The 21,361-nt window shown below is 46.7% G+C and carries 18 protein-coding genes; 3 read left to right on the top strand and 15 right to left on the bottom strand.

Translation table 11 applies throughout. The features are described 5' to 3' along the window. Positions 1 to 65: 65 nt before the first annotated feature. Positions 66 to 1,124 (bottom strand): hypothetical protein, encoded by a 1,059-nt coding sequence (locus ACJJIM_RS17725; protein ID WP_444911617.1) that lies wholly within the window; start codon positions 1,122 to 1,124, stop codon positions 66 to 68. 298 nt (positions 1,125 to 1,422) lie between these two features. On the opposite strand from ACJJIM_RS17725, the gene ACJJIM_RS17720 reads away from it, so the two are divergent. After that, positions 1,423 to 1,737, top strand: a complete 315-nt coding sequence (locus tag ACJJIM_RS17720; RefSeq protein WP_413663492.1) for a cupin domain-containing protein — start codon at positions 1,423 to 1,425, stop codon at positions 1,735 to 1,737. 806 nt (positions 1,738 to 2,543) lie between these two features. Here the strand turns inward: ACJJIM_RS17720 and ACJJIM_RS17715 are convergent. From ACJJIM_RS17715 to ACJJIM_RS17675, 9 genes are all read right to left on the bottom strand, one after another. Further along, the gene (locus ACJJIM_RS17715; protein ID WP_444911616.1) at positions 2,544 to 3,374 is read right to left on the bottom strand and encodes a polyphosphate kinase 2 family protein; all 831 of its coding nucleotides are present in this window, start codon (positions 3,372 to 3,374) and stop codon (positions 2,544 to 2,546) included. 39 nt (positions 3,375 to 3,413) lie between these two features. Next, positions 3,414 to 5,939 carry a plasma-membrane proton-efflux P-type ATPase gene (locus tag ACJJIM_RS17710; protein WP_444911615.1) on the bottom strand — a complete coding sequence of 842 codons (2,526 nt, stop codon included), beginning with the start codon at positions 5,937 to 5,939 and terminating at the stop codon, positions 3,414 to 3,416. Between the two features lie 1,324 nt (positions 5,940 to 7,263). Then, positions 7,264 to 7,911, bottom strand: a complete 648-nt coding sequence (locus ACJJIM_RS17705) for an outer membrane beta-barrel protein (RefSeq protein ID WP_444911614.1) — start codon at positions 7,909 to 7,911, stop codon at positions 7,264 to 7,266. Between the two features lie 640 nt (positions 7,912 to 8,551). Next, a complete protein-coding gene (locus tag ACJJIM_RS17700; protein WP_444911613.1) occupies positions 8,552 to 8,914 on the bottom strand; it encodes a hypothetical protein in 363 nt (120 codons plus the stop codon). 240 nt (positions 8,915 to 9,154) lie between these two features. Further along, a complete protein-coding gene (locus ACJJIM_RS17695; protein WP_413663487.1) occupies positions 9,155 to 9,373 on the bottom strand; it encodes a hypothetical protein in 219 nt (72 codons plus the stop codon). Positions 9,374 to 9,454: 81 nt separating this feature from the next. Beyond that, the gene (locus tag ACJJIM_RS17690; protein ID WP_413663486.1) at positions 9,455 to 9,739 is read right to left on the bottom strand and encodes a hypothetical protein; all 285 of its coding nucleotides are present in this window, start codon (positions 9,737 to 9,739) and stop codon (positions 9,455 to 9,457) included. Between the two features lie 75 nt (positions 9,740 to 9,814). Beyond that, on the bottom strand, positions 9,815 to 10,300 hold the full coding sequence (locus tag ACJJIM_RS17685; RefSeq protein WP_413663485.1) for a hypothetical protein: 486 nt from the start codon (positions 10,298 to 10,300) through the stop codon (positions 9,815 to 9,817). 76 nt (positions 10,301 to 10,376) lie between these two features. Beyond that, positions 10,377 to 10,760 carry a hypothetical protein gene (locus tag ACJJIM_RS17680; protein ID WP_413663484.1) on the bottom strand — a complete coding sequence of 128 codons (384 nt, stop codon included), beginning with the start codon at positions 10,758 to 10,760 and terminating at the stop codon, positions 10,377 to 10,379. 84 nt (positions 10,761 to 10,844) lie between these two features. Continuing rightward, entirely contained in the window at positions 10,845 to 11,246 is a 402-nt protein-coding gene (locus ACJJIM_RS17675) for a hypothetical protein (RefSeq protein ID WP_444911612.1), read from the bottom strand. 663 nt (positions 11,247 to 11,909) lie between these two features. Between ACJJIM_RS17675 and ltrA the strand changes: the two genes are divergently transcribed. Next, on the top strand, positions 11,910 to 13,181 hold the full coding sequence (ltrA, locus tag ACJJIM_RS17670) for a group II intron reverse transcriptase/maturase (RefSeq protein WP_444911611.1): 1,272 nt from the start codon (positions 11,910 to 11,912) through the stop codon (positions 13,179 to 13,181). Positions 13,182 to 13,237: 56 nt separating this feature from the next. Here the strand turns inward: ltrA and ACJJIM_RS17665 are convergent, their stop codons facing one another. From ACJJIM_RS17665 to malT, 5 genes are all read right to left on the bottom strand, one after another. Continuing rightward, positions 13,238 to 13,576 (bottom strand): hypothetical protein, encoded by a 339-nt coding sequence (locus ACJJIM_RS17665; protein WP_444911610.1) that lies wholly within the window; start codon positions 13,574 to 13,576, stop codon positions 13,238 to 13,240. Between the two features lie 129 nt (positions 13,577 to 13,705). After that, positions 13,706 to 14,014 carry an immunity protein TriTu family protein gene (locus ACJJIM_RS17660; RefSeq protein ID WP_444911335.1) on the bottom strand — a complete coding sequence of 103 codons (309 nt, stop codon included), beginning with the start codon at positions 14,012 to 14,014 and terminating at the stop codon, positions 13,706 to 13,708. A 120-nt stretch (positions 14,015 to 14,134) separates the two neighbouring features. Continuing rightward, entirely contained in the window at positions 14,135 to 14,473 is a 339-nt protein-coding gene (locus tag ACJJIM_RS17655; RefSeq protein WP_444911325.1) for a hypothetical protein, read from the bottom strand. 976 nt (positions 14,474 to 15,449) lie between these two features. After that, complete coding sequence (locus ACJJIM_RS17650; protein WP_444911609.1) at positions 15,450 to 17,093, bottom strand: alpha-amylase family glycosyl hydrolase; 1,644 nt, start codon at positions 17,091 to 17,093, stop codon at positions 15,450 to 15,452. 210 nt (positions 17,094 to 17,303) lie between these two features. After that, positions 17,304 to 20,018, bottom strand: coding sequence for an HTH-type transcriptional regulator MalT (malT, locus tag ACJJIM_RS17645; protein WP_444911608.1), 2,715 nt, complete (start codon positions 20,016 to 20,018; stop codon positions 17,304 to 17,306). Positions 20,019 to 20,451: 433 nt separating this feature from the next. Here malT and ACJJIM_RS17640 point away from each other — a divergent pair, with 433 nt between their 5' ends. Then, complete coding sequence (locus ACJJIM_RS17640; RefSeq protein WP_444911607.1) at positions 20,452 to 21,345, top strand: hypothetical protein; 894 nt, start codon at positions 20,452 to 20,454, stop codon at positions 21,343 to 21,345. Positions 21,346 to 21,361 lie beyond the last annotated feature (16 nt).

Genomic DNA, 21,361 nt, shown 5'->3' with positions numbered 1-21,361 from the left:
AGGCGCCAGCAGCATACTTTGTTGCTGGCGATTCTTTTTAAAGGACTTCTAACCAGATTTGGCAATCAGTGCTCTATAGCATTGATTATGTTTCTAAAGCGGTATTCCCCCAGTAACTGTTTAATATCACTAGATAGGGCTTGAAGTGTTTTAATTAAATATGGCTGTAGTGTGATAATGTTAGCCTTTTTTTGGGGAGATGTATGGTTTGACGGAAAAAGCTCTTTACCTCCATTGAGGAATTCATCGTTTATTTTTTTGTTTTCCTGTGAATATCGATCTAAAAAATTAGCTCTATCTTCATCAGAGTTCCATAGGTGTGATGATCTTGGTAGTGTTCGCTTGATTATGTTTTGCGTACTGCCAGATTTTATCCATTTTAATAGTTTTATATTTTCAGCTTTTGAGTGTATTTGCTGGTTCAATATTTGCTTTAAAACGGCCTCTTCATTGGAGAGACTCTCCCTTATGATCTTGTTAGAGTTTGGTAAGCCGGAAACCCCTAGCGAGCGGAAAAAATTAACTGGTAGGTCGCCATTACATAGCTGCTCGTAAATGAGTATTTGTATATTGGGGAAGAATTTTTTGAATGCTGCTATATTTTTATAAAAGTTCAGGGTTCTCCCTTCTATCTTTGATAGGAACTCCTTAAATGACAGTTTCGCTAGTGGAGATACTCCTTTCATAATATGTTCTTTGTAGAGAGACTGGGCAAAATTATCTTGTCTGCGCAAGGTTAAGATGATTTTGGTTTGCTCTGGGGGTATTGTATTGGAGAGTTGTTTTAAATAATGGTGCCGAGCCTCAATCCAGGAGCAATCTTTTGTTTTGTAAGTATGTCGACAAATAGGCTCTGCACTAATTAATAGATCAAGGTTATTTTTCTGCGATTTTGACTTCCAATCATATGCTAGCAACTTTCCTATGGATATAGGCGGGCTCTCAGGGTGATCGGAAAATGAGTGTGCAAAAAGATGGTGACCCTTATCTATGCTAATTAAATTTCGATGAATAATGGGATATAAAATACCTTTACTTCTTAATAGCTTTCTATATTTATAGGCGTAGCATTGTATTGCTGTGGTGCCTGTTTTATGTAGCCCTGAATGTAAATATATAGTCATTATATGTTCTTTGTGTTTTATAGGTCGTGATCTGGTATCTGCTGCTTTTTAATAGGTGCTCATATCTATTTCGAATGATCTATTTTATATTTTATGTGAGTGTTGTGTTTTTGGGGGCGTCAAAGAGCCAATATTGAAGGTTTAGTAAAAGATATTCTATTTTCTGGTCTCGGGCTCATTTTGATTTCGGTTGGCGTATGTTTTTCTATCTTAATCCCATTTGTAGAGTCTATTGATTTTAGTATAGTTGTATTTTTGTAAATTGTTTTTTCATGCCGATTTAATGTTAGGGGAGACTATGGGTAATTTTTTCACTCAACTACCAGGTGATCACTCTAAGGAGCATTTTGAGAATTTACTAGAGGGGAAAAGCTGCAGGATTGAGCGGATTATATCTTACGGGCAGTCCTCGCCGGAAACAGGGTGGTATGATCAAGATGAGCATGAGTGGGTGTTAGTACTTTCCGGTTATGGTGTTATAGAAATGGAAAATGGTGAGAGGCACCACCTTGGGAAGGGGGATAACTTGTTGATTAGGGCAAATCAAAGGCACCGGGTGGTGGAGACAGCTGCAGATGAGGCAACTATATGGTTAGCAGTTTTCTTTCAGTGAAGCAGTTATCTTTTAAGATATAAATCTTATGAGCTCTTATCGAGAGTTCTTTATCTATTAATGTAAATCGGATCTAAAGTCCACTGACGAGTTAATATCGTTATTATTAAAAGTAGAGAGACCGCTGACTAGCAGGTCAGCCTGTGCATATCTCCATATACCGTAGAGGTCTGTTAAAATTTTCGGCGCTTTGGTTAAATTGAACGGCTTTAATTTGGTCTGATCGTTTGATACCAAGTCAAATCCTTCTCTGCCAGGTAGTGTATGCTACCTGGTTTTTTATTTTCGCCTTACGTCAAGCAGTGATATCTGCATAGATTTTATAAAATTTTTATTTTTGGTTATCTATAATCAGACCAACGGCTGGATTATCTAGCGGTTATACCCTATGTATGTCTATTCGAGAGGTCTTTTTTATGGGCTAGGCCTTGGGGTGAATTTTTTATAGAAAACTATGTTGCAGTATATTTAGTACTAGGACGAAAAGCTTCAATAGTTATGGGTGGATAGATTCTGCGATAGAAGATAATTTCATTATCCCTGATTATGAATTTGGGTGAACGATATACAGTTATTTGCTACTGATAACAATTGAGTGCTTATTTGGGATCAGTAGCCAGAGGAAAATGATACTTCAGCTGATTTCGTATTGAGGCAGAGTGACTTTGTATAATTTATTGAGAATGACGGCGAGCTGCCCAGCGCATTCACTTTAATTCTTCTGATAGAAATCTATGATTAAAAGATAACTTATTTATTAAATGTTTAAGGAATAATAGAACCCTAATTTTTTAGCTTTTAATTTGTTAAGAATTCTTAAGTTGATGATATTTGGTTTTTATCTCTTCCAGGTTGACAGTGGGGGCAGGGAACTGGGGATTTAATTTTTTTAATGCTTCAGAAATAATCGAGGCTACGGCCAAGTCCCGGAACCATTTGTGGTTTGAGGGGATAACAAACCAGGGCGCGTATTCGGTGCTGCATTGATTTAGCATATCTTCAAAAGCACATATATACTCATCCCAATATTTTGCCTCAGTATAATCACTTTCGCTGATTTTCCACTGTTTGGCGGGATCATCAATACGTTGCTTGAATCTCTCCAACTGCTCATCCTGACTGATATATAGGAAAAATTTCAGTATTATTGTGTTACTTTCAGAGAGTAATTTCTCAAAGTTATTAATTTGATCATAGCGTTCACTCCAAATGTCCATTGGGACCAGGCTATGCACTCGTTCAATCAGTACGCCCTCATACTGAGAGCGGTTGAAGATTGATATATGCCCTCGGGCAGGGGTTACTTTGTGATATCGCCATAAGAAATCATGCTCGCTCTCTTCTTTTGAAGGTTCCTTAAAGGAAATCGCTCTACACATTTGTGGATTTGTTGCGCCTAATACGTGCTTGATGGTGCCATCTTTCCCCGAGGCATCTATTCCCTGCAAGCAGATAAGTAGAGATGTTTTACGCTCAGCGTAAAGCTTGTAAGTGAATGAACGTATCTGCTCATCTATACGCTGGGTATCTGGGAGTGCCTCTTCACGACTTTCGTAACAATGTTTGAAACCCGGATCTATATCGGAGAGCTTTATCTTGCTGTCAGGCTTTACCCTGAAATCTTCGAAACAATTCATAGTTCGACTGCCTACCTTTTTTAGGCTTTTGTAGATGACTCAGATATCACTTAATCTTCGATAAAGAAGTTTCTTGACCAAGTCTAGGAAAAACATCCAGATAATCATGTATAGCCATACCAGACCGATTATAGTCCAGGGTATTGCCGGCACCAGCCAGCCGAATCCACACATCAGTACGGTAAATGCTTGGGTGCCAACAATTGCGATAAACAGAGGGAAAGCGGGTAGTGGTTTGGAAAAGAAAGCTGTACGAGAGCGCACAACGAATAACAGTAGATGTCCACCCGCTACGATCTGTAAAAATACGATAGTTTGAATTTGCTCTCTATTTAATGCGATCCAGGATTGCCAGTTGGTGTTATTGAGCCATTCCATTCCAATAAAGAGAATACCCATTGTTTGAGCAATAGAAAAAAGGCCGATAATGCTGGAGCCCAGTAATAGGTCTCGCATTTGCCAATGCACAGGTTCCTTGGGAAGCAGAGTATTATCGTAGGCAATGGTCATAATGGGGATGTCATCAAGAAGAGCCACTAGTACGATCATAACCGGGGTTAGGGGCGAGAAGCCGAACATTATGGTAGCAAAGACAACCACCACCATAATATCTAGAGTCATGGATACCCGGAAAAGTACGTAGTTAATAATGCGTTCAAATATTTTTCGGGCTTCATCGATGGCATCGACGATGGTAGATAGTCCGGGAGAGGTCAGGATAATGGCTGCAGCCGCGCGTGCGGCGTCGGTTGCTCCGCTAACGGCGATACCGCAGTCAGCTTGCTTAAGGGCCGGCGCATCGTTCACACCATCGCCAGTCATGGCAACTTGGTGACCTCTGCCTTGCAATGCTTTCACAATGGCATATTTATGTTCGGGAAAAACCCGCCCAAACCCATCTGCACGTTCAACGGTGTCGACGATAGTAGATGGCAGGTGGTCCATATCCTGGGACTTTGTAAACACACTACTGGCAGCGAAAATATTTGTTCCAATACCGACTTGGGTGGCGATTTCCTTGCCGATAGCCACATCGTCACCCGTAATCATTTTTACTTGAAGCCCGTGTTCCCGTGCGCGCTGAATAGTGTCTTTGGAGTCATCCCGAGGTGGGTCTTCAAGAGACAGAATACCCAGGAATTGCCACGGTGAGCCGTTTGCCTTCTGCGCAACGCCCAGGGAGCGCAGTCCCCTGGAGGCCTGTTGTTGCACACAAGCAGCGGCTTTGTCGGCCTTCGCACCACTCAAGTTACATAAGTCGACAATAGCCTGGGGGGCCCCTTTGCTGAAATATAGGGTTTGCCCATCCTGATTCTGAACCTTGACTTCAGTGCGTTTGCTCACCGGATCAAAGGGAGTGAATTCCTCAACCTTATATTTCTTCAGTTCTTCCTTATTTTTCAGGCCGGCAAAAACTGCTTGATCAATTGGATCACTGGCGCCTGCTTCAGATGCGATAGCGGCGGCAAGAATTAACTGGTCGTTGTTTTCCGCGCTGAATAAGGTAGGTTCTTCGAGGCACAATTGGTTCTTGGTGAGGGTGCCGGTTTTGTCTGAGCAGAGGATATCAACACCAGCCAACTCTTCGATGGACTCCAGCCGCGAGACGATCGCTTTTTTACGGGATAGCGCCAGGGCACCGAGAGCATTGGTCACTGTGATGACCGAAGGCATGGCAACGGGAATCGATGCGATCAGCAACACCAGTACAGTGCGAAGAATATTGATGATATCTGACCAGTGCCATGTTTCGGCGACCACGATATCGCGGTATAACTCTGTGCCCACCAGAATAACGGCCAGCACCAAACACAGCACTATGAGGAAGTCACCGATATGGGTGACGGCTTTCTGCGAATGTGAGGCACTTTGCCCTGCGCCGGCAACAAGTTGGGCGGTGCGCCCAAAGAATGTATTGTGCCCGGTACCAATGACCACAGCGGTCATCTCCCCGCGTTTGGCGATACTGCTGGAATAGCCAATATCACCGATGCCCTTACTGACCGGTAGGGATTCCCCGGTAAGGGCAGCCTGATCAATACTGATGGATTTCCCTTCGGTAAAGCGCACATCAGCAGGCACGACTTGCCCTAGCTTGATTCGCACTATATCGCCTGGGACCACCATCGCCGCATCGATAGATTGATACTCCCCATCTCTTAATACATTGGCTTTGGGGGCCATGCTGGCCTTCAGTGCTGCCAGCGCATTGGCAGCTTTGTGTTCCTGCCAAAACCCGGCAATCGCGTTGTACAACAGCAGGGCCATAATGATGGCGAAATCGGGCCAGTGGCCAATTAATGCAGAGAGCAATGCGGCCGCTTCAATCATCCAGGGAATGGGGCCCCAGAAAAATCGCAAAAACTTAGCGAGTGCGCTTTGCTCCTTCTCCTGAATGGCATTGGGACCATATTTTTGCAGGCGGGTGCTGGCTTCATTTTTGGTGAGGCCGGCGGGTGATGTGTTTAGTTCAGTGTAAACTGCATCAATATCAGCGTTCTGCAAATCCAGCGATTGCTGATCGCTGTTGTTTTGATTATTTGGCGATGATTCTTGACCTTGCACTTTGGGTTTCCCAATGACAAAGGTTTACCTGTGGAGTCTGTTCCAGCACTAGATAACTCAATCTAGCAGTTTGCGCCATTCGCTATGTGGACATTGGTGACGGTGGTAAGAGAAATTTGAAGGTGTAGAGTTAAAGATAAAATAGCCGGCATTAAGCTGGCGTGAAAAACCATTATTCCTGCGGGCTATTGAAAGGGATATATCCGTGACAACTGATTAAGCCGCAGGGGCAGCCTATCTTGATAACGTCGCGGTTTTTCTACGGGGTTTCGAATAGCAATCCGTACTGTAGCCCTTGGCCAACAGGCCTAAGGTATAGACTACATGAGGGTGCTTTCCGGATATTCCTTAGTTCTCGTTAGCTTATAGTGGATTTTATAACTATATAGGGTACCTACTAAACGTGGATAGGTCTTGGGTATAACGCCCGCGGTATGGACTAAATTGAAGCGCAACGGAAATTTAGTCCTGCGTACCTGCGTTTGTTAAAAAGATCCATCGAGATATGACTGAAACCAGAAATGGGACAACAAGTATAGCTATCATGGTAGATATTTGATTTAGCGCAAGAATCCAAACCTTCACGATAGGTAGATAATAAAAAGTTACTACGAAGACAATAGCGAGCGAATAAATAAGAGATAGACACCAGTTCCTCATATTCATTTTGCAGTTAAGTGTATATGTCAACAATGAAGCAATTAAAACGCAACTTAAAAAGGTAGTTAAGTCAAGAATCTTGCTCCATTCTGAGAAATTTAAACCCATAGGGAATTGATGATTCATTAAGATCTCTAGGTGCCTGGGAACACGTGGATCATACAACTTTCCATCGATTATTAACGAATTAAATAAGTCGATGTAGGAAGAGAGTCCAAGAAGTAATGAAAGAATCGCTGGGTAAATAAATCCGACCCCTATAGAGAATATAAGTTGGGAATGAAAGTCTTTGAATTTACCGATTTTCATGATTAATAATATTTTTTATGACCTGATCTGCGAAGTAGTGACGGCCCGATGAAACCCTAGTGCTGAGATGAATAGCATTAATTTGCTAAATACCTACCTCTTAAGAGAAACATTAAACCAATGATACCACGCACCAATCTCTGCTGCTTGAGCCATTGCTGTTAAGTGAGGACTCATAGCGATGGCGGTGAACACTTAGATTGTCATGTAGCGCCTAATTTTTCTAGAGTTGTTATCATACCACTTGGTCTATCCGTGAGAATTGATCTAGATAGAGATGTATCAAGGGTCTGATACTATTTTAATAACAGCGCGGCCCTCCATGAGGCCGCTTTTGAATCTGCAAACCGATGATTCAGAAATTATAGCTAAGGGCTAATGCAGCGAAAGAAGGGGTTTCGTTATCCATCTTATAGATTGTGTGTTCCAGGCTTATTGCCCAATTCTGATAATTCCAACCTGCTGATATCCCATAGTACCAATCGTAACCATCGTTACGCCATTTGCTTGATTCTGAGTACTCAACAGGTCCCCCAGTACCTGGAGCACCAATAACAGTTGGGGCCGCAAGGTACTCCAAATACTCCCCTTTGAATTTATATTTAACATCCCAGCGCTGATATCCAAATCGAAGCCCTGTATATAATGCTTTTTTCGTATCAGTAGAAATAGATAAGCCTAGTGTCTTTAACTTAATCTCTGAGCTGAGGTTTTCTGTAATGCTAAAGTTAGTATCTGTACTTGAGTAGTGGTACATTCCACTAGATTTTCCTAAATCGCTAAATCCACCTTCTAAAGCGAGAAACCTATTGATCCGGTAACCGGCTGAAAAGCTCCAGCCTTCTGAATCTGACAGTGAATAATCATAACTATCTATAACTTCTTGGGCTTCAATATCTGTGTCAACGCTGCCATAAGATATTCTTAAGTAGTAATTGTCTTCCTGAGCGATGGTATTACTTGTGGCAAATAGAGCGAATAAAAAAAAGGTTGTTTTTTTCAAGAGTTTCTCCGTAAGTAACGCTTCGCACAAAGACAGTCAAATAGCGTAGCGTTTTGACTGTCTTTGAGATCAAAGAGAGCGATTGCTGCGACTTGTATGGTTGTTCTTAATCGATTCTGATGTTGAAAATCCTTTTCGCTAACGGGTAAATTGAGATCCACCTTCTGCGGCCACCGAAGGCCTTGTTTGTCACAGTTCGTTGCTGCGCCGGTTTATAAAACAAGTAGGAACGTGACAGACACTCACTAGGCATAACTTGAATAGTCATGTGGGCCTCTAGCCCGGATAGCAAGGCGGAGATAGCTTATCTTATGGAACCTCAAGAGATCAATGTCAGTATCGATACCGGTAGCAAACAACTGGATATTTATGTGAGACCTACTGATTAATTCTTTAGTTTTACCAGTGATAAAAATGGTATTAAGGATACCATTAAACAACTACAAACTCTTCGCCATACAATATGACCCCATACTAAAGCCGATGTATAAGCGATTAGTCGACTCTGGCAAACCTAAAAAGGTGGCTCTGATTTTCTGCATGAGAAAGCAGATTACGACCCTGAATATGATGGTAAAAAACAACACCTATTGGAATGAAAGTATGGCTTAAAAGCTTGATGAGCGACCATAGTCACTTATTATGAGCTACTGTACTCTCGGCTAAAATCTATACCTCCGCGTAATTTGTAATTCAAAGCTTTCCTACTCTGTAAAATTGGTGCTGTACGAACGTACATTTTGAAACCAGTAGCGCTTATTTTAAATTTCCCTTCCTGGTAGTCAAAACGAAAATCATGCTCATCGAAGCGACCATTCTTTGTTTTTCTCTCATTCACCATATGCAGATCGGCGACTTCTAGCTCACCTTGCCTGGATTCAATGTCAAGTAAAATATCGTAAGCATTTTCAAATACCATCGTAACGGGAGCAACCCAGAACTTAAAATATGCTTCCCCTTTTCTTGGATGAATCCATTGAAAAATGTAATCGAGATCTATCATAAACTCGAAATTCTCCGTATCAGCCAGGAAACCCCATATTTTGGAGTCGTGCCCCCCATTAGGGAGAAGTCTTTCTCAGACCAAATGTTCTTTTCAAGTTCGTAGGTATACACTCTTATGTCTCATAACGCCCGCAGTATGCGAGGCTTTAAAATCAAGGCAAGGCCGAAATGGAAAAGCTGTCGATGTGCCTATCTCTCCATCAGCTTATAACCTTGGTAAGATTTCGAGTTGTCATCACTAACTATTGTCTAAAGTTCTCGATTTACCATAAACCATCCCCAAGTAAGCTACCGGCCAAACGAGGGGGCCAACAATGTATCCCTTCAAAATGAGCGAGTAGTTGGTTTTTTCCCTTATCCAATCACCAAATAGGGCAAAGAACATCGCAATCGCCATAACACTTAAAAAATACATCAGGAAAGCTTTTACTACTGGATGTACCAATTTAATCTGCATCGAAAGACCCTAGAACATAACATTCCAAAAAATGGCGGAGGTCCAGCAAATATGTAGTATTTGCGATCATGCCTGCGCTTGTCATATTTGATTACGATTAGCTTTAACTTCATTCATGACAACATGAATAAAGCCTCGTGCGAATACTACGATAGCAAAGACCAAAATTGAAATACCTAAAGCAGCACTATCGCCAACTATACCTACACCATAAATCGGATCACTTTCACGCTCCGTTTGCAAGAAAAAGATAAGCCACAATAAAAACCATACGGCAGTACAATAAATCAGTAGTTTTTCACCCCAAGGCAATACTAATGGGGAAAATACTGTCACCGAAAGAATGCCCAATATGAAAAGTGTCATAAAGTCCCTTTACACATGACGCAAAGTGAAGGAGGGAGAGCGTAGCTCTGTGTCCCGCTTGCATGGATTGTTAGCTCATTCGCAAGCATCGGCTTTAGGCCGCGTTAATCCAAGGGGTGACGTAACTGTTATTTGCTCCACCTCAAGGATGATTGAACCACTTATGCTATCGGAGTGATACTCCAATCGGTAGCTAGGGCCATCCATTATAATGATCTCTGACTCAGCCGGCTTTTTAATGCCAACAAATATCTCTGTTGTTTCAAATATGGCACGTTTAATTTCTTTGATGCCAATTTCTATTTGAGGACAGTCTGAAACTTTGATAATGCGCTTGTCGAGGCCAACTTCCGGAGTATAAGCAATATAGAGCACACCATCATTTATGTGGTAACCGTACTCAGATCCAGGTGCATACCAAGGCCCTGTTAGGAAGGTGATGCCACCAAAGTAATCAAGGTCATCCCCGTATGCGGACTGCAATACATCCTCTTTATTCTCTTGTGACGTACAAGAAGACAAGATCATCGGTATCAGAAATGTAAATACTCGAATCTTCATAGAGAGCTAACGTTACCAGCTGGGGCCGAAAAACCAGAGCGAAGCGGCGGTTTTTGGCCGCCTCTGGCGGACTTAGTTATGTTTGTACTTGTTTATATGCATAATACTTGAACAGCATTGCTTGAATTAACGCAAAAGAACCATAAATTATTGCCGTCTCTGCTACACCTGAGAAAATATATATAACGACAGTAAAAACCACTGCCGCGCCGAAATATAGAAAATAACTTCCATTGCCGTACCTGCAAATTAACCAATGAACAGGAAAACCAAATAATAGCCAGCCAACGATTGAGAATAGTAAGTAAACCCCCAGAAAAATTAATGAGAACAACCCAAAGCCCGCCCAACTATATAGATCTTGAGGAAGTCCAATTTCATACAATGTATAGATGAGAACAAGGAACGCGGGGAAAAACACGCTCTTTAAAATTGCTGAATCCCACCTTCCTAAGTTCATCGGATGCACCCAAAAATAAAACGTCTTGCCTACAGGCTGACCGTCAGGGCGGTCCAGCCCGGAGGGCGACTGTGCGGCAACTGGTTATGTTTTGATTGTAGTATAGTCATCTATGCTTTGGACTTTAAAAACTTTGTTATTTGAGAACTTAAACTCTATTTGCGCACCACCAGTTATGCGGTTTGCTGAAACTGATTTTATAACTGTACCTTCAATACCTAACGTTTTGCCCCAATCTATTAACGGGTAGCCAAAATCTGTTTCTCTACTGGCTTTAGGGTCTTCTAGGCCATTGTTACCTGAGCGCCAAAATAAAATTTCATAATCAAAGTAAACTCTGATCCAATCACCTGAAACTTTTATATAAAGGATATTGGCTTGATCTTCTCTTTTATTCTTACACCAAAATTCTTGAGCGATCAGCTTCTCAAGTTCTTTGTTTTCTATTTCTGGCCAATCGCCATTAATTGAAATTTTATCCATCACTTATAGAGCATAAGCCGTGCTAAACGGCGCGCGCCTTTCGCGCGTCCAGTGGAGGCCGTTTTTCGGTCGGAACGGTGTTTGAGTACCTTGGTACGCCCAGCATGGGCGTGAATTAATGGGGTGAAAGTCCCCTGTAGGAGGATCACCGTTTAATGGATTGCATTAAATGCTAACTACTAGCGAATGGCAACTGCAATACCGCGAGGTCTTGTGGGGAGGAAGCCGCTAGCAAAGCTACGAGCTGACGGACAGAAACATCATATAAGGCTTAGCCTGGAGGCGAGGTGGCCAAGGACACCGAAGCCATGTGGTCTAACGGGTAGAGTAAATGATGCAGTTGTGTAGTGAAAGTTCACGTTCTTATCTGGGGAGATCTGTTCAACCTGCTGCTGTAAAGCTGTCAGCTTGGCCGCTGACTCATAAGTAGGCTCAGCCCGCTAGCCACCATCGCGGGAGTAAACAAAATTGGTGGAACACAGCAGCGCCTCGGTCAGTAATGGCCAAGGTGATTGAACAGAAGTCAGCCGACGGCATAGTAGCCTAGTGCCAAGATTAACACCTTGGATACGGTGAAGGCCTGAACCCAAAATCCACGAGTTAAAAGACAGGGCTAGCCTACTGATATGTTGCCAGCCGGATATAAAATTGACGTAGCGCACTGCCATGACACTCAACTCAAATGAAAATCTGCTTGAAGCCATCCTCAGCAAAGAAAATCTTAATGCTGCATGGAAACACGTGCGAAGCAACAAAGGTGCCGCAGGCATTGACGGGATTACTGTCGATAATTTTGTGCAGCACTTCAAGGCAGTTGGCGACGACCTCATCGAGACCATTCGACAGGGTCATTACCAGCCGCTTCCCGTCAGGCGCGTCTACATTCGCAAGCCAGATGGTGGCCAGCGTGGTCTCGGGATACCTACGGTCTTTGATCGTGTTATTCAGCAGGCTATCGCCCAAATCATCGGTCCCAGTTTCGATAAAACCTTTTCGAAGTTCAGCTATGGGTTCCGCCCAAAGCGATCGCAGCATCATGCGGTGAAAAAGCTGCGAAAGTATATCGAGGGAGGGAAACGAATAGCCGTAGATGTCGATTTATCTAAATTCTTCGATCGGGTAAATCATAATTTCCTCATGAGTTTACTTGGCCAAAGAATCAGCGATAAGCGTTTACTCAAGTTGATCGCAAGTTACTTGCGTGCAGGAAGTGTAGAAGATGGATGCTGGAAAGCCTGTCATGAGGGGGTTCCACAAGGGGGCCCTTTATCGCCGCTGCTCTCCAACATTGTACTCGACCTGCTCGATAAAGAGCTGGAAAAACGCCGACATGATTTTGTTCGCTATGCGGATGATTTTGTGATTGTTGTTGCTTCCAAGCGCGCGGGTGAACGGGTAATGGCGAGTATTAAACGCTTTGTTGAGCGCAAGCTTAAGCTCAAAGTTAACGATACTAAAAGCCAAGTAGTCCCCGTTAGTCGTTGTAAGTTTCTGGGTTTTTCTTTCCGTGGAGCAAAGCTTGTCTGGCATGATAAGTCACTGCGCCAATTTAAATACCGCGTCCGCCAGATTACAGGGCGATCTCGTGGTATCTCTATGGAAAAGAAACTGAAAGAACTTACCGTATACCTCCGTGGTTGGATCAACTACTTTGGGATAGCGCAAGGCTATCAAAAATGTATAGATCTTGACTGCTGGATACGGCGGCGATTAAGAATGAGCTATTGGAAGAATTGGCGCAGAGTGAGAACGAAAGTTCGAAATTTACTGCGTATGGGTGTGAGAGGGTCGCTGGCAGTTACCTGCGGCTCGTCCGGTAAAAGTTACTGGCGAAGCGCAAAAACTGAGGGTATTCATATTGCGCTCAATAATGAGTTCTTCGAAGAGATGGGTTTGATTTCATTGCGAGATCGTTGGGTAGAGATTCATTACGGATAGGGAACCGCCCATTGCGGACCCGCACGATGGGTGGTGTGGGGGCCGGTAGCTAGAAACTACCGGCTACCCGATTTAGTGTGCTTAATTCCAAGCCCCACCCAAAACTCTGGAGGGTACTGAAGTTCAGGCTTTCCGACCCACCCATTAGTAACGGATAAAGTATAACCGCCTTTAACTCTGCCATACTTTACCGACTGCAAAGCAATTTGATCCCAGTCTCCAATGAACTGGATATCGTTTAATGTTTCTGGATACGAACCAGTACGTATATTATGAAGCTCGATTAAAGAAATCGCTGTTTTAAAGTGTTGATCTCCAAATTTTTGGTTTGCTTCTTTTTGGATTTCACAACCCGTAAACATGACTATACAAAAAGCTATTATTAATCTATTCATTTTAAAACCATAATTAACATTCTGTGCTGCACACTAACGCCGCCAACACGGGCCGAAATGGAGCTGCGAAGCAGCGGAATGTAGGTCCAGCCAGCTTTGCTGGCGGCCGTGCTTGGCTTTGTTATGTTTTTAAGCTTCATACGTAACCACCTCACTTAGCCACCAATTTAGTTTGTCATCTAGCTGCCATTGCTCAGGTGTTTCAAATGACTTTTGAAAAACTTGGTTCTCTGACTCAATATCGATTGCCTCAACTACCAAGCTACCACTTTTCCAAAGTGTTGCTCTTGCTAGAAGGCCGTTTCCATCGATTTCGATGTATCGAAATTTGACCGTATTCCCCAATTCCTCGGTGATAGAGACGGCATAGTCCCCAGCCTCAAATATTTTTAATTTGGAGGTTTTCCATTGCTCTAAATATGCTAACAACTCATTCATGGTGAAACATAACGCTCAGCGCAGGCGCAGCCAGCGCGGAGCGCAATTTGTGTTAATGTTTGAGCGCCAGCGAGTAACACAAAAGGTGCGTAGCGTTGGCTGTCGCTCTGCCGCTGCTTGTTATGTGTTGACTGAGTTATCATTTAAATACGCTTCTACTTCTAGGCTGATTAGCCCCGGACATCCAGCTTTTAACCAATTCTCGAACTCTTGGTAGCGTGGTGCGTATATTTTACCATTATCATTTACCACGCTTTGTACGAAACCATAGCTGATGACGAATCGCAAATGATCGATAGCACATCCACGCAACTCTTTTTCTTCTAACGTCAGCCTTGTTTCATCACCATCATAATCCCTCAAAGGAATCGTGTATTGGGATTCCTCTAGCAATAGATCAAGAAGGTCCTGTCTTCTTTCACTTTCGTACAAGGCTTTAATTTGGTTCGAATCGATCATGGGTGACCTTACACATAACAGTTAATTCAAAAGAAGCGTCTTTATATCACCCTTCTATATATTTCTGCTGCAGTCATCCAAGATTAACCAAAAAATATAACAATATCAGTAGGTTAGAGGCTCTGACGCAGTCCTCAACAGGTAGATATATAACAGCGACTATATATCTACCTGCTTTTCTTGCTCGTGACAATAGTGTCACCCCCTTTAAAGTCAATGACTTAGCTCGCTCTATCCAGAAATAGGAGAAGCTTCTCTTTAATTCTGATATTGAAAGTAGAACAAGATATGAAATGCTGTATATAAGACAGTTTGAATAGCAATGTTATGGAAGATATTCGCGGTTGAGTACCAAGTAAGACTGAATGCTTCACGGGAGTCTCCTGGTAGCATATTTGAAATTAAGTACGATTGTTTTAGAAAGAAGAGGTAAACTTATACTCACTGGGAGAAGCAATTCATATATTTTGTTAAGGAAACCAGTCTCACTGATAGGGTGGGAAGGTTGCGAGAAACCTCTCTCACCTTGTACTTCAAGGAAGGACTTTCCCATTTCGAAGTAGCTAAAACATAAGTCCTATTATCGGTTTTATATAAATGTTTTGAATTTCTCAATTTTTAATTTGAAAAATCATATGACGTGACTCTCCAGTGGTAGTGCTTTAAATTGAGATTGAAGGATTCTTAACTCGATGAGTTGGTATTTTTCATTAGTTGATGATTTTGGCCTTGCATTTTGTTATTTCCAATAGCGAAGACTTACCTTGAGAGGGGAGCCACACCGGATATCTTTATCTGTTTTTTTTATTTTGCAGGATATAGATGATGAAGTGCTGGAGTTAAACAGAAAAAAGCCGGCATTGTGCCGGCGGGAAAGCAGACGTCGAAAGGAAGAGACGTTGCAGAGAGACTGTAATTCATACTCGATGCCCAGGCTCGAATATGAGCTGGGCATCTTTTAAATTTTGCTAATCAATCAGGCTTTTTTACGCAGTAACACACAGGCATCTGCGGCAGCGAGCTTTAAGCTACTTCCTTCCGCATTGCCAGCAAACAATGCCGGGGTAATATTGTGCGCACCGGAGAATACTGCAGGTAATTCCAGGGTGCCATTGGTTTGCCCAAGGTTGAGAACAACCAGCATTTCTTCGCTGTCGCTGCGCCTTACAAAAGCAAATAAATCACTGCCGGTGTCGATCACTTCCTGCTCTGCTGTCGCCAACGACTGTGGTAGTTCCCGGTGCCAATCGATCAGTGCGCGGAAACGGTTGAGCATGGAGCGCTGGGCGTCCTGCTGAACCTCTACCGCCCGTTGCTGGTGCTCCCCAGAAACGGGTAGCCAGGATTTTGCTGTGGAAAAGCCCGCGTTGTCGTCACTGGTATTGGTCCAGGGCATCGGTGTGCGGCAGCCGTCGCGGCCTTTGAATTCCGGCCACAGATTAATGCCGTAGGGGTCTACCAGGTCTTCATAGGCAATTTCCGCTTCCGGCAGGCCCAGTTCTTCCCCTTGGTAGAGGCAGACACTGCCGCGTAGTGCCAATTGCATCAGCAGGAATAATGGGGCCCTGGCATCGGCTTGGTCGTCGCTAAAGCCTTTGTTCCAGCGGGTTATTGAGCGGGGTACATCGTGATTGCTGATCGACCAGCAGGGCCAGCCCTTCTCGATTACGTCGCGGTTTTTTTCCAGGGTTTCGCGCAGGAAGTCGGCACTGCAATCCTCGGTTAATAGATCGAAGGAATAGGCCATGTGAAGGCGTTTTTCCGTGGTGTACTCGGCCATGATTTTATGGGTATTGTCGTCGCCAACTTCACCTACAGTCACAGTGCCGGGATATTGATCCATTAACTGTCTTACCCGCTGGAGAAACACCAGGTTTTCCGGCTGGGATTTATCATTCTGGTGCCACTGGTAGTCGTAGTGATTGACTGGCGGCAGGCCTTTCTCGTCGAGCTTGAGCGGGCGCGCCGGGTTATTGGCCAGGGCCTGCTGATGGAAAATAAAGTTGACCGCATCTAGTCGGAAACCATCTACACCCCGATCGAGCCAGAACTTCATATCGGCGAGCAACTGCTCCTGGACTTCCGGGTTGTGCACATTCAGGTCCGGCTGCTCTTTGAGGAAGTTGGCCAAATAGTACTGGCGGCGGCGGGTACACCAGCGCCAGGAGCCTCCTCCGAATACGGAGACCCAATTGTTGGGAGGGGTGCCATCTTCTTGAGGATCAACCCAGACATACCAGTCCGCTTTGGGGTTGTCGCGGTTGGCGCGGCTCTCCTGGAACCAGGGGTGCTGGTCTGAGGTGTGGCTGAGGATTTGGTCGATAATCACTTTCAGGCCGCGCTCGTGGGCCGCTTCGATCATCCGGTCGAAATCTTCCAGGTTGCCAAAAATAGGGTCTACATCGCGGTAGTCGGCAACGTCATAGCCAAAATCCACCATCGGCGATTTAAAAAAGGGTGAGATCCAGATGGCGTCTACGCCGAGGGATTTTACATAATCCAATTTTTGCGTAATTCCGGGAATATCACCGATGCCATCTCCGTTGGCGTCGCAGAAGCTGCGTGGGTAAATCTGATAAATAACGCTATTGCGCCACCACTCATAGCTGTTGCCGCTCATGGATTACTGCCTTGTTTCATTATTTGAAATGTGGAGATAGTCCACCTTTAAAGGATAGGGTGAGTATGGAGCAGTCATTGGCGGGCTTCCTCCTCCCCGGCGAGGGGGGAGAGGGGGGTAAAGGGTGACCGGCCTGGGGTGGCTTGGTATCGGCGGGCGGGGGATGAGGAGCATAGTGGGCACGTCCCTGTGCCGCTGGAGCAGGACTGTTTAAGGCTTGTCCTGGACCGAGCGAAGCATTTGCTCGGCCAGGGCGATGGCCTCCTGGCGATCCTTGACGTCCAGCTTTTGGTAGAGGCTGCGAATATGGGTCTTGATGGTGCTCGGTGCCACCTTAAAGTGACGGGCGATTTTCTCGTTCGACAGCCCCGAGTGAATTGCATTCAGTACCTGCCATTCCCTTGGGGTGAGTGGGGAGTGGCGCAGGAAGTCCGGCACCGCATCGCTGGCCAGTATCTCGCGGATAATGGTGTCATCCAGCTCGATGCGAATACCACCGTCCAGCTCTGGCTGCTGCTGTGCCGCTTTGATCAGTTGTTGGGCTTTGCTGGACTCCGCATCTCCCAGGCCATTTTCCAGGGCGGCTTTCAGGATAACGATTAAAGGTTTGCCGATCTGCAGGAAGCTGGCGCGAAAATCTCGTTCGTGGGAGAGAAGCAGGGCTTCACTAATAGCCTCTACAGATTGGGGGTATTGCTCCCTCAGCCACAGCAGGTGGGATTCCAGCACCCGGTTACGCAGGCGATCTGTTTCCAGGCCGCACTCGTTGGCGACTTGTTTCAGGCGGCTCAATAGGCGATTGGCATCGGACCAGTGGTGCAGCTCAATCATCGCGCGCACATGGTTGCGCCCGTGGCACTGCTCAAAGTGATTGCTGGGCCTGTCAGCGACGGGAGTAGCCTGTTCCAACCAGCTGGCGATGGCCTGCTGATTGCCCAGGGCGCGCCAGGTGCGGATGCGGGTGGCATCGGCGTTGGCGATCCAGTCCCGGTGGTAGCGCCCGTCTGCGAGCAGCCGCTCGATACGCTCAAGCCACTCCAGGGAATCTTCTTTCTCTCCTCGGGCCTGGGCGATTTTTAACAGCAGGGTGTACTCCGGCAGCAACCAGTGCTCGCCGACCCGGCGGTTGATTTGCATACCTCGGCGAGCGGATTGCTCGGCACCTTCCAGATCGCCGGACTCCCATTGCAGCTGGCCGCGCAGCCGGCACACAAATTCCGAGATGGGTAGTGTGGACAGGTGATTTTTCTGCACCAGGGTCTGCACCTTCTCCTGCAGCGTGGACGCTTTTTTCAGCAGGCCCTGGGCAAAGGCGATTTCTGTCTGTTGGCAGATGGCCCAGGCGGCGCTGGGGATATCCCGTTCGGCGATCGCCAGGGCTTCAACTTCCTGCATATAGCGGTTGGCCTCTTGCAAGGCACCCAGGCAGAAGCTGGTCTCACCGGTGACCAGCAGAGCAGAGATTCTCTCGCCCAGCTGGTCTGCGCGGAGTAGGGCCAAAGCTTCTTCGGCATACTCCTTGGCTTGCAGTGTCTGCCCTCGGGCAATGGCCACCTGGGCGCGCATGGTGGCAAAGGCGCCCTCAAAGTCGCGCCACTGTGCCGGGTCCTCCCGCTGCAGCCAGCTTTCGGAGGCCGCCAGGTTTTTCTCGCACAGGTCGTATTCAAAATTCTCCCGCGCCATTTTGGCGGACAGGAGGGTAAAGCGGGCGCTGTGTTGCAGGGCTTCGTCACCGAGCCAGTCGAGGCAGTCCCGCAGCAGGCGCGACTGCCCCGCGCGCAGAAGCTGTTCCCCCCGATCGTTGAGCAGTTGCTTTAACCGCTCGCGGTCGCCGCCGGCCAGGGCGTGGCGCAGGGCCTCCACTGGCTGGTCTAATTCTTGCCAGGTATCACAGGCAGTGCTGTGCAGTTGCAGCAAGTGTTCGCGGTCATTAATTTGCCGCTGCAGGAAGCGGGCGAAGACCGGGTGGAAGCGGAACCACTGGCGGCTTGAATCCTGCGCCTGCAGGAATAACCCGCGGCGCGCGGCCTCTTCCAGCAACTGCTGACCATCTTGCCGACCGGTAAGGCGCTCCGCCAGTTGGGCATTCACCCGGGTGAGGATGGATGTGCAGGAAAGGAGCTGGCGCAGTTGGGGTTCCAGCCGTTCCAGCACTTCCTCAGCCAGGTAATCGAGAATATGACTGTGGCCCTGCTCCAGCTCTGCCAGATAGCGATCCACTTCGTTGCTGTCGCGCACCGATAAAGTGAATAGCTGTACGGCGGGAGGCCAGCCCTCACTGAGGTGATGCAGTTGGGCTGCGCGGTCGCCGTCGAGATTAAACGGCAGGCGCTGCTTGAGCAGGGTGGCGATTTCCTCAATGTTGAGGGCCAGCTCATTACTGCCCAATTCCAGTAATCGCCCTTGAACCCGTAGGGTGGCCAGGCCCAAAGGCGGTTGGCTGCGACTGGTGAGAACAATACCGACACCGGCGGGGGCGTGGCGCAACAAAAAGCGGGTAGTGTCGTGCACCTGCTGGTTGTCGATCTGATGGTAGTCATCCAGCACGATGCGCAGTTCGCTGGGCAGGCCCCGCAGTTCCGACAGCAGGTGGCTCACCAGAGTTGAGGGGTCCGGGCGCTGGGGCGCGGACAATAACTGGTGAGTCTGGGGGATACCATTGCCGGTCGCCCTGTGCACACTTTCCACCAGGTAGCGGCAGAATTGGCTCGGTTCATTATCACTGGCATCCAGCGTATACCAGGCGACCGGGTTGCCCTGCTGTGAGGCCCAGGAGGTAACCAGCGTGGTCTTGCCGTATCCCGCAGGAGCCGTCACCAACAGCAGTTGATCGCTGTGGCATTGGTTCAAAACCGACAGCAGGCGCGGGCGCGATAGGGCGTGCTCGGGGCAATCCGGCAGGCTGTATTTGGAAGTTAAAAGCATCGCTGCGGGAGGGATTGTTATAAATGTTTGATTTTTGTACAGCCACTATTATGCACCAGGACCCGGGTATTGTTACAGCACTGTAATAGGCCAGCTTTCTGGTGATTCCGCCTCTTGGGTGGCAAATTGGAGTGGCGCCGGTTTAGCTTTGGGCAGTATATTACTATTCGGGTTAAATCGGTCATCTCAACCCGTCGCAATGCAGTTTCTGCGGCTCATTAGTGGGTACGTTAGTTCATATTTACTGTGATGTATCCACACCGGCTCGTAAAGGGATGCATTATTGTGCAGCTTCCCCTCGCGCCACTTTCAGTATTTTTCGATTTTTATTTGGCAGTGAGAATGCCCGTCGTGCGGGTTTTCATCAATGTTCATTCATTTAAAAAAGCCGAGCGCTGCGAAGGCGCCGATAGAATAATAAGAAGAGGAAGCCATGGCGGATATCGTAATCCTTGCTGCTGCGGGTATGGGGGCTGTGGATAACACGTTTGCAAAGCCACTGTTTGCGGCATTGGAAGCCGAATTTGGGGAGGAGTGGTCGCGTCTCTACTGCGCTGAATTACCCGGCCTGGAGCACTTCCAGAGCAACATCGAACGCACCTTTGAGAGTATGCAGAAACGCGAACTGGACTTCCTGCGTGCACGAAAATATTTACTCCTGGGGATGTCGCAGACAGCGGCACAGTCTGGCAATGTGGATCGCCGGGATAGCAACTACGAAAAGACCCAGCGCGAGATCTATGCGGCGCTGGCCAAGGCCGCTGATCAGGTTGATGAGCGGGCTCCGGTGATATTGATCAGCCATTCGGTGGGTTGTATCAACCTGTCTAATTACCTCTGGGATGCCCAGCGCCCCAATGTCAGTTGCGGTGTTTGGCGTGATGGTGGTCCCGCAGGCGTTCACAAAGGGTCGGCGCGTGAGAGGTTTTTGCGCCTCAAGACCCTGAGCCATTGGTACACCCTGGGGCCGACAATGCCCCTCTGGTGCGCCGATCGACCCCGGGAGCAAATTCAGGCGGTCACCTCCAATTCCCGGGGATACAATTTTCGCTGGAAGAATTTTTATCACCCCAATGACCTGTTTGGCTGGCCCCTCAAACCCCTGAGCCCCTCCTATAACCAGGCGGTGTGCCGTGATTATGAGACTTGTTCATTCAGCGACCACGGCGCCTTGAGTTCAGTGGCTTTTCCCTCACCCCCTGAGGATTACTGGCGGAATCCGATAGTTGTTGAGCAGCTGATAGAGGATGTGCGCTCCCTGCTCAAGACAGTGAATAAGCCCGCTCATCGGCATCCACAACCCTCTCAGCAGGCTCTCGCGGTATAATCCCCAATTACCTCAA

It is taken from the genome of Microbulbifer maximicatervae (SeqCode), from assembly GCF_052467615.1.
The sequence above is the reverse complement of the archived record's forward strand: the minus strand, read 5'-3'. Positions and strand labels throughout refer to the sequence as shown.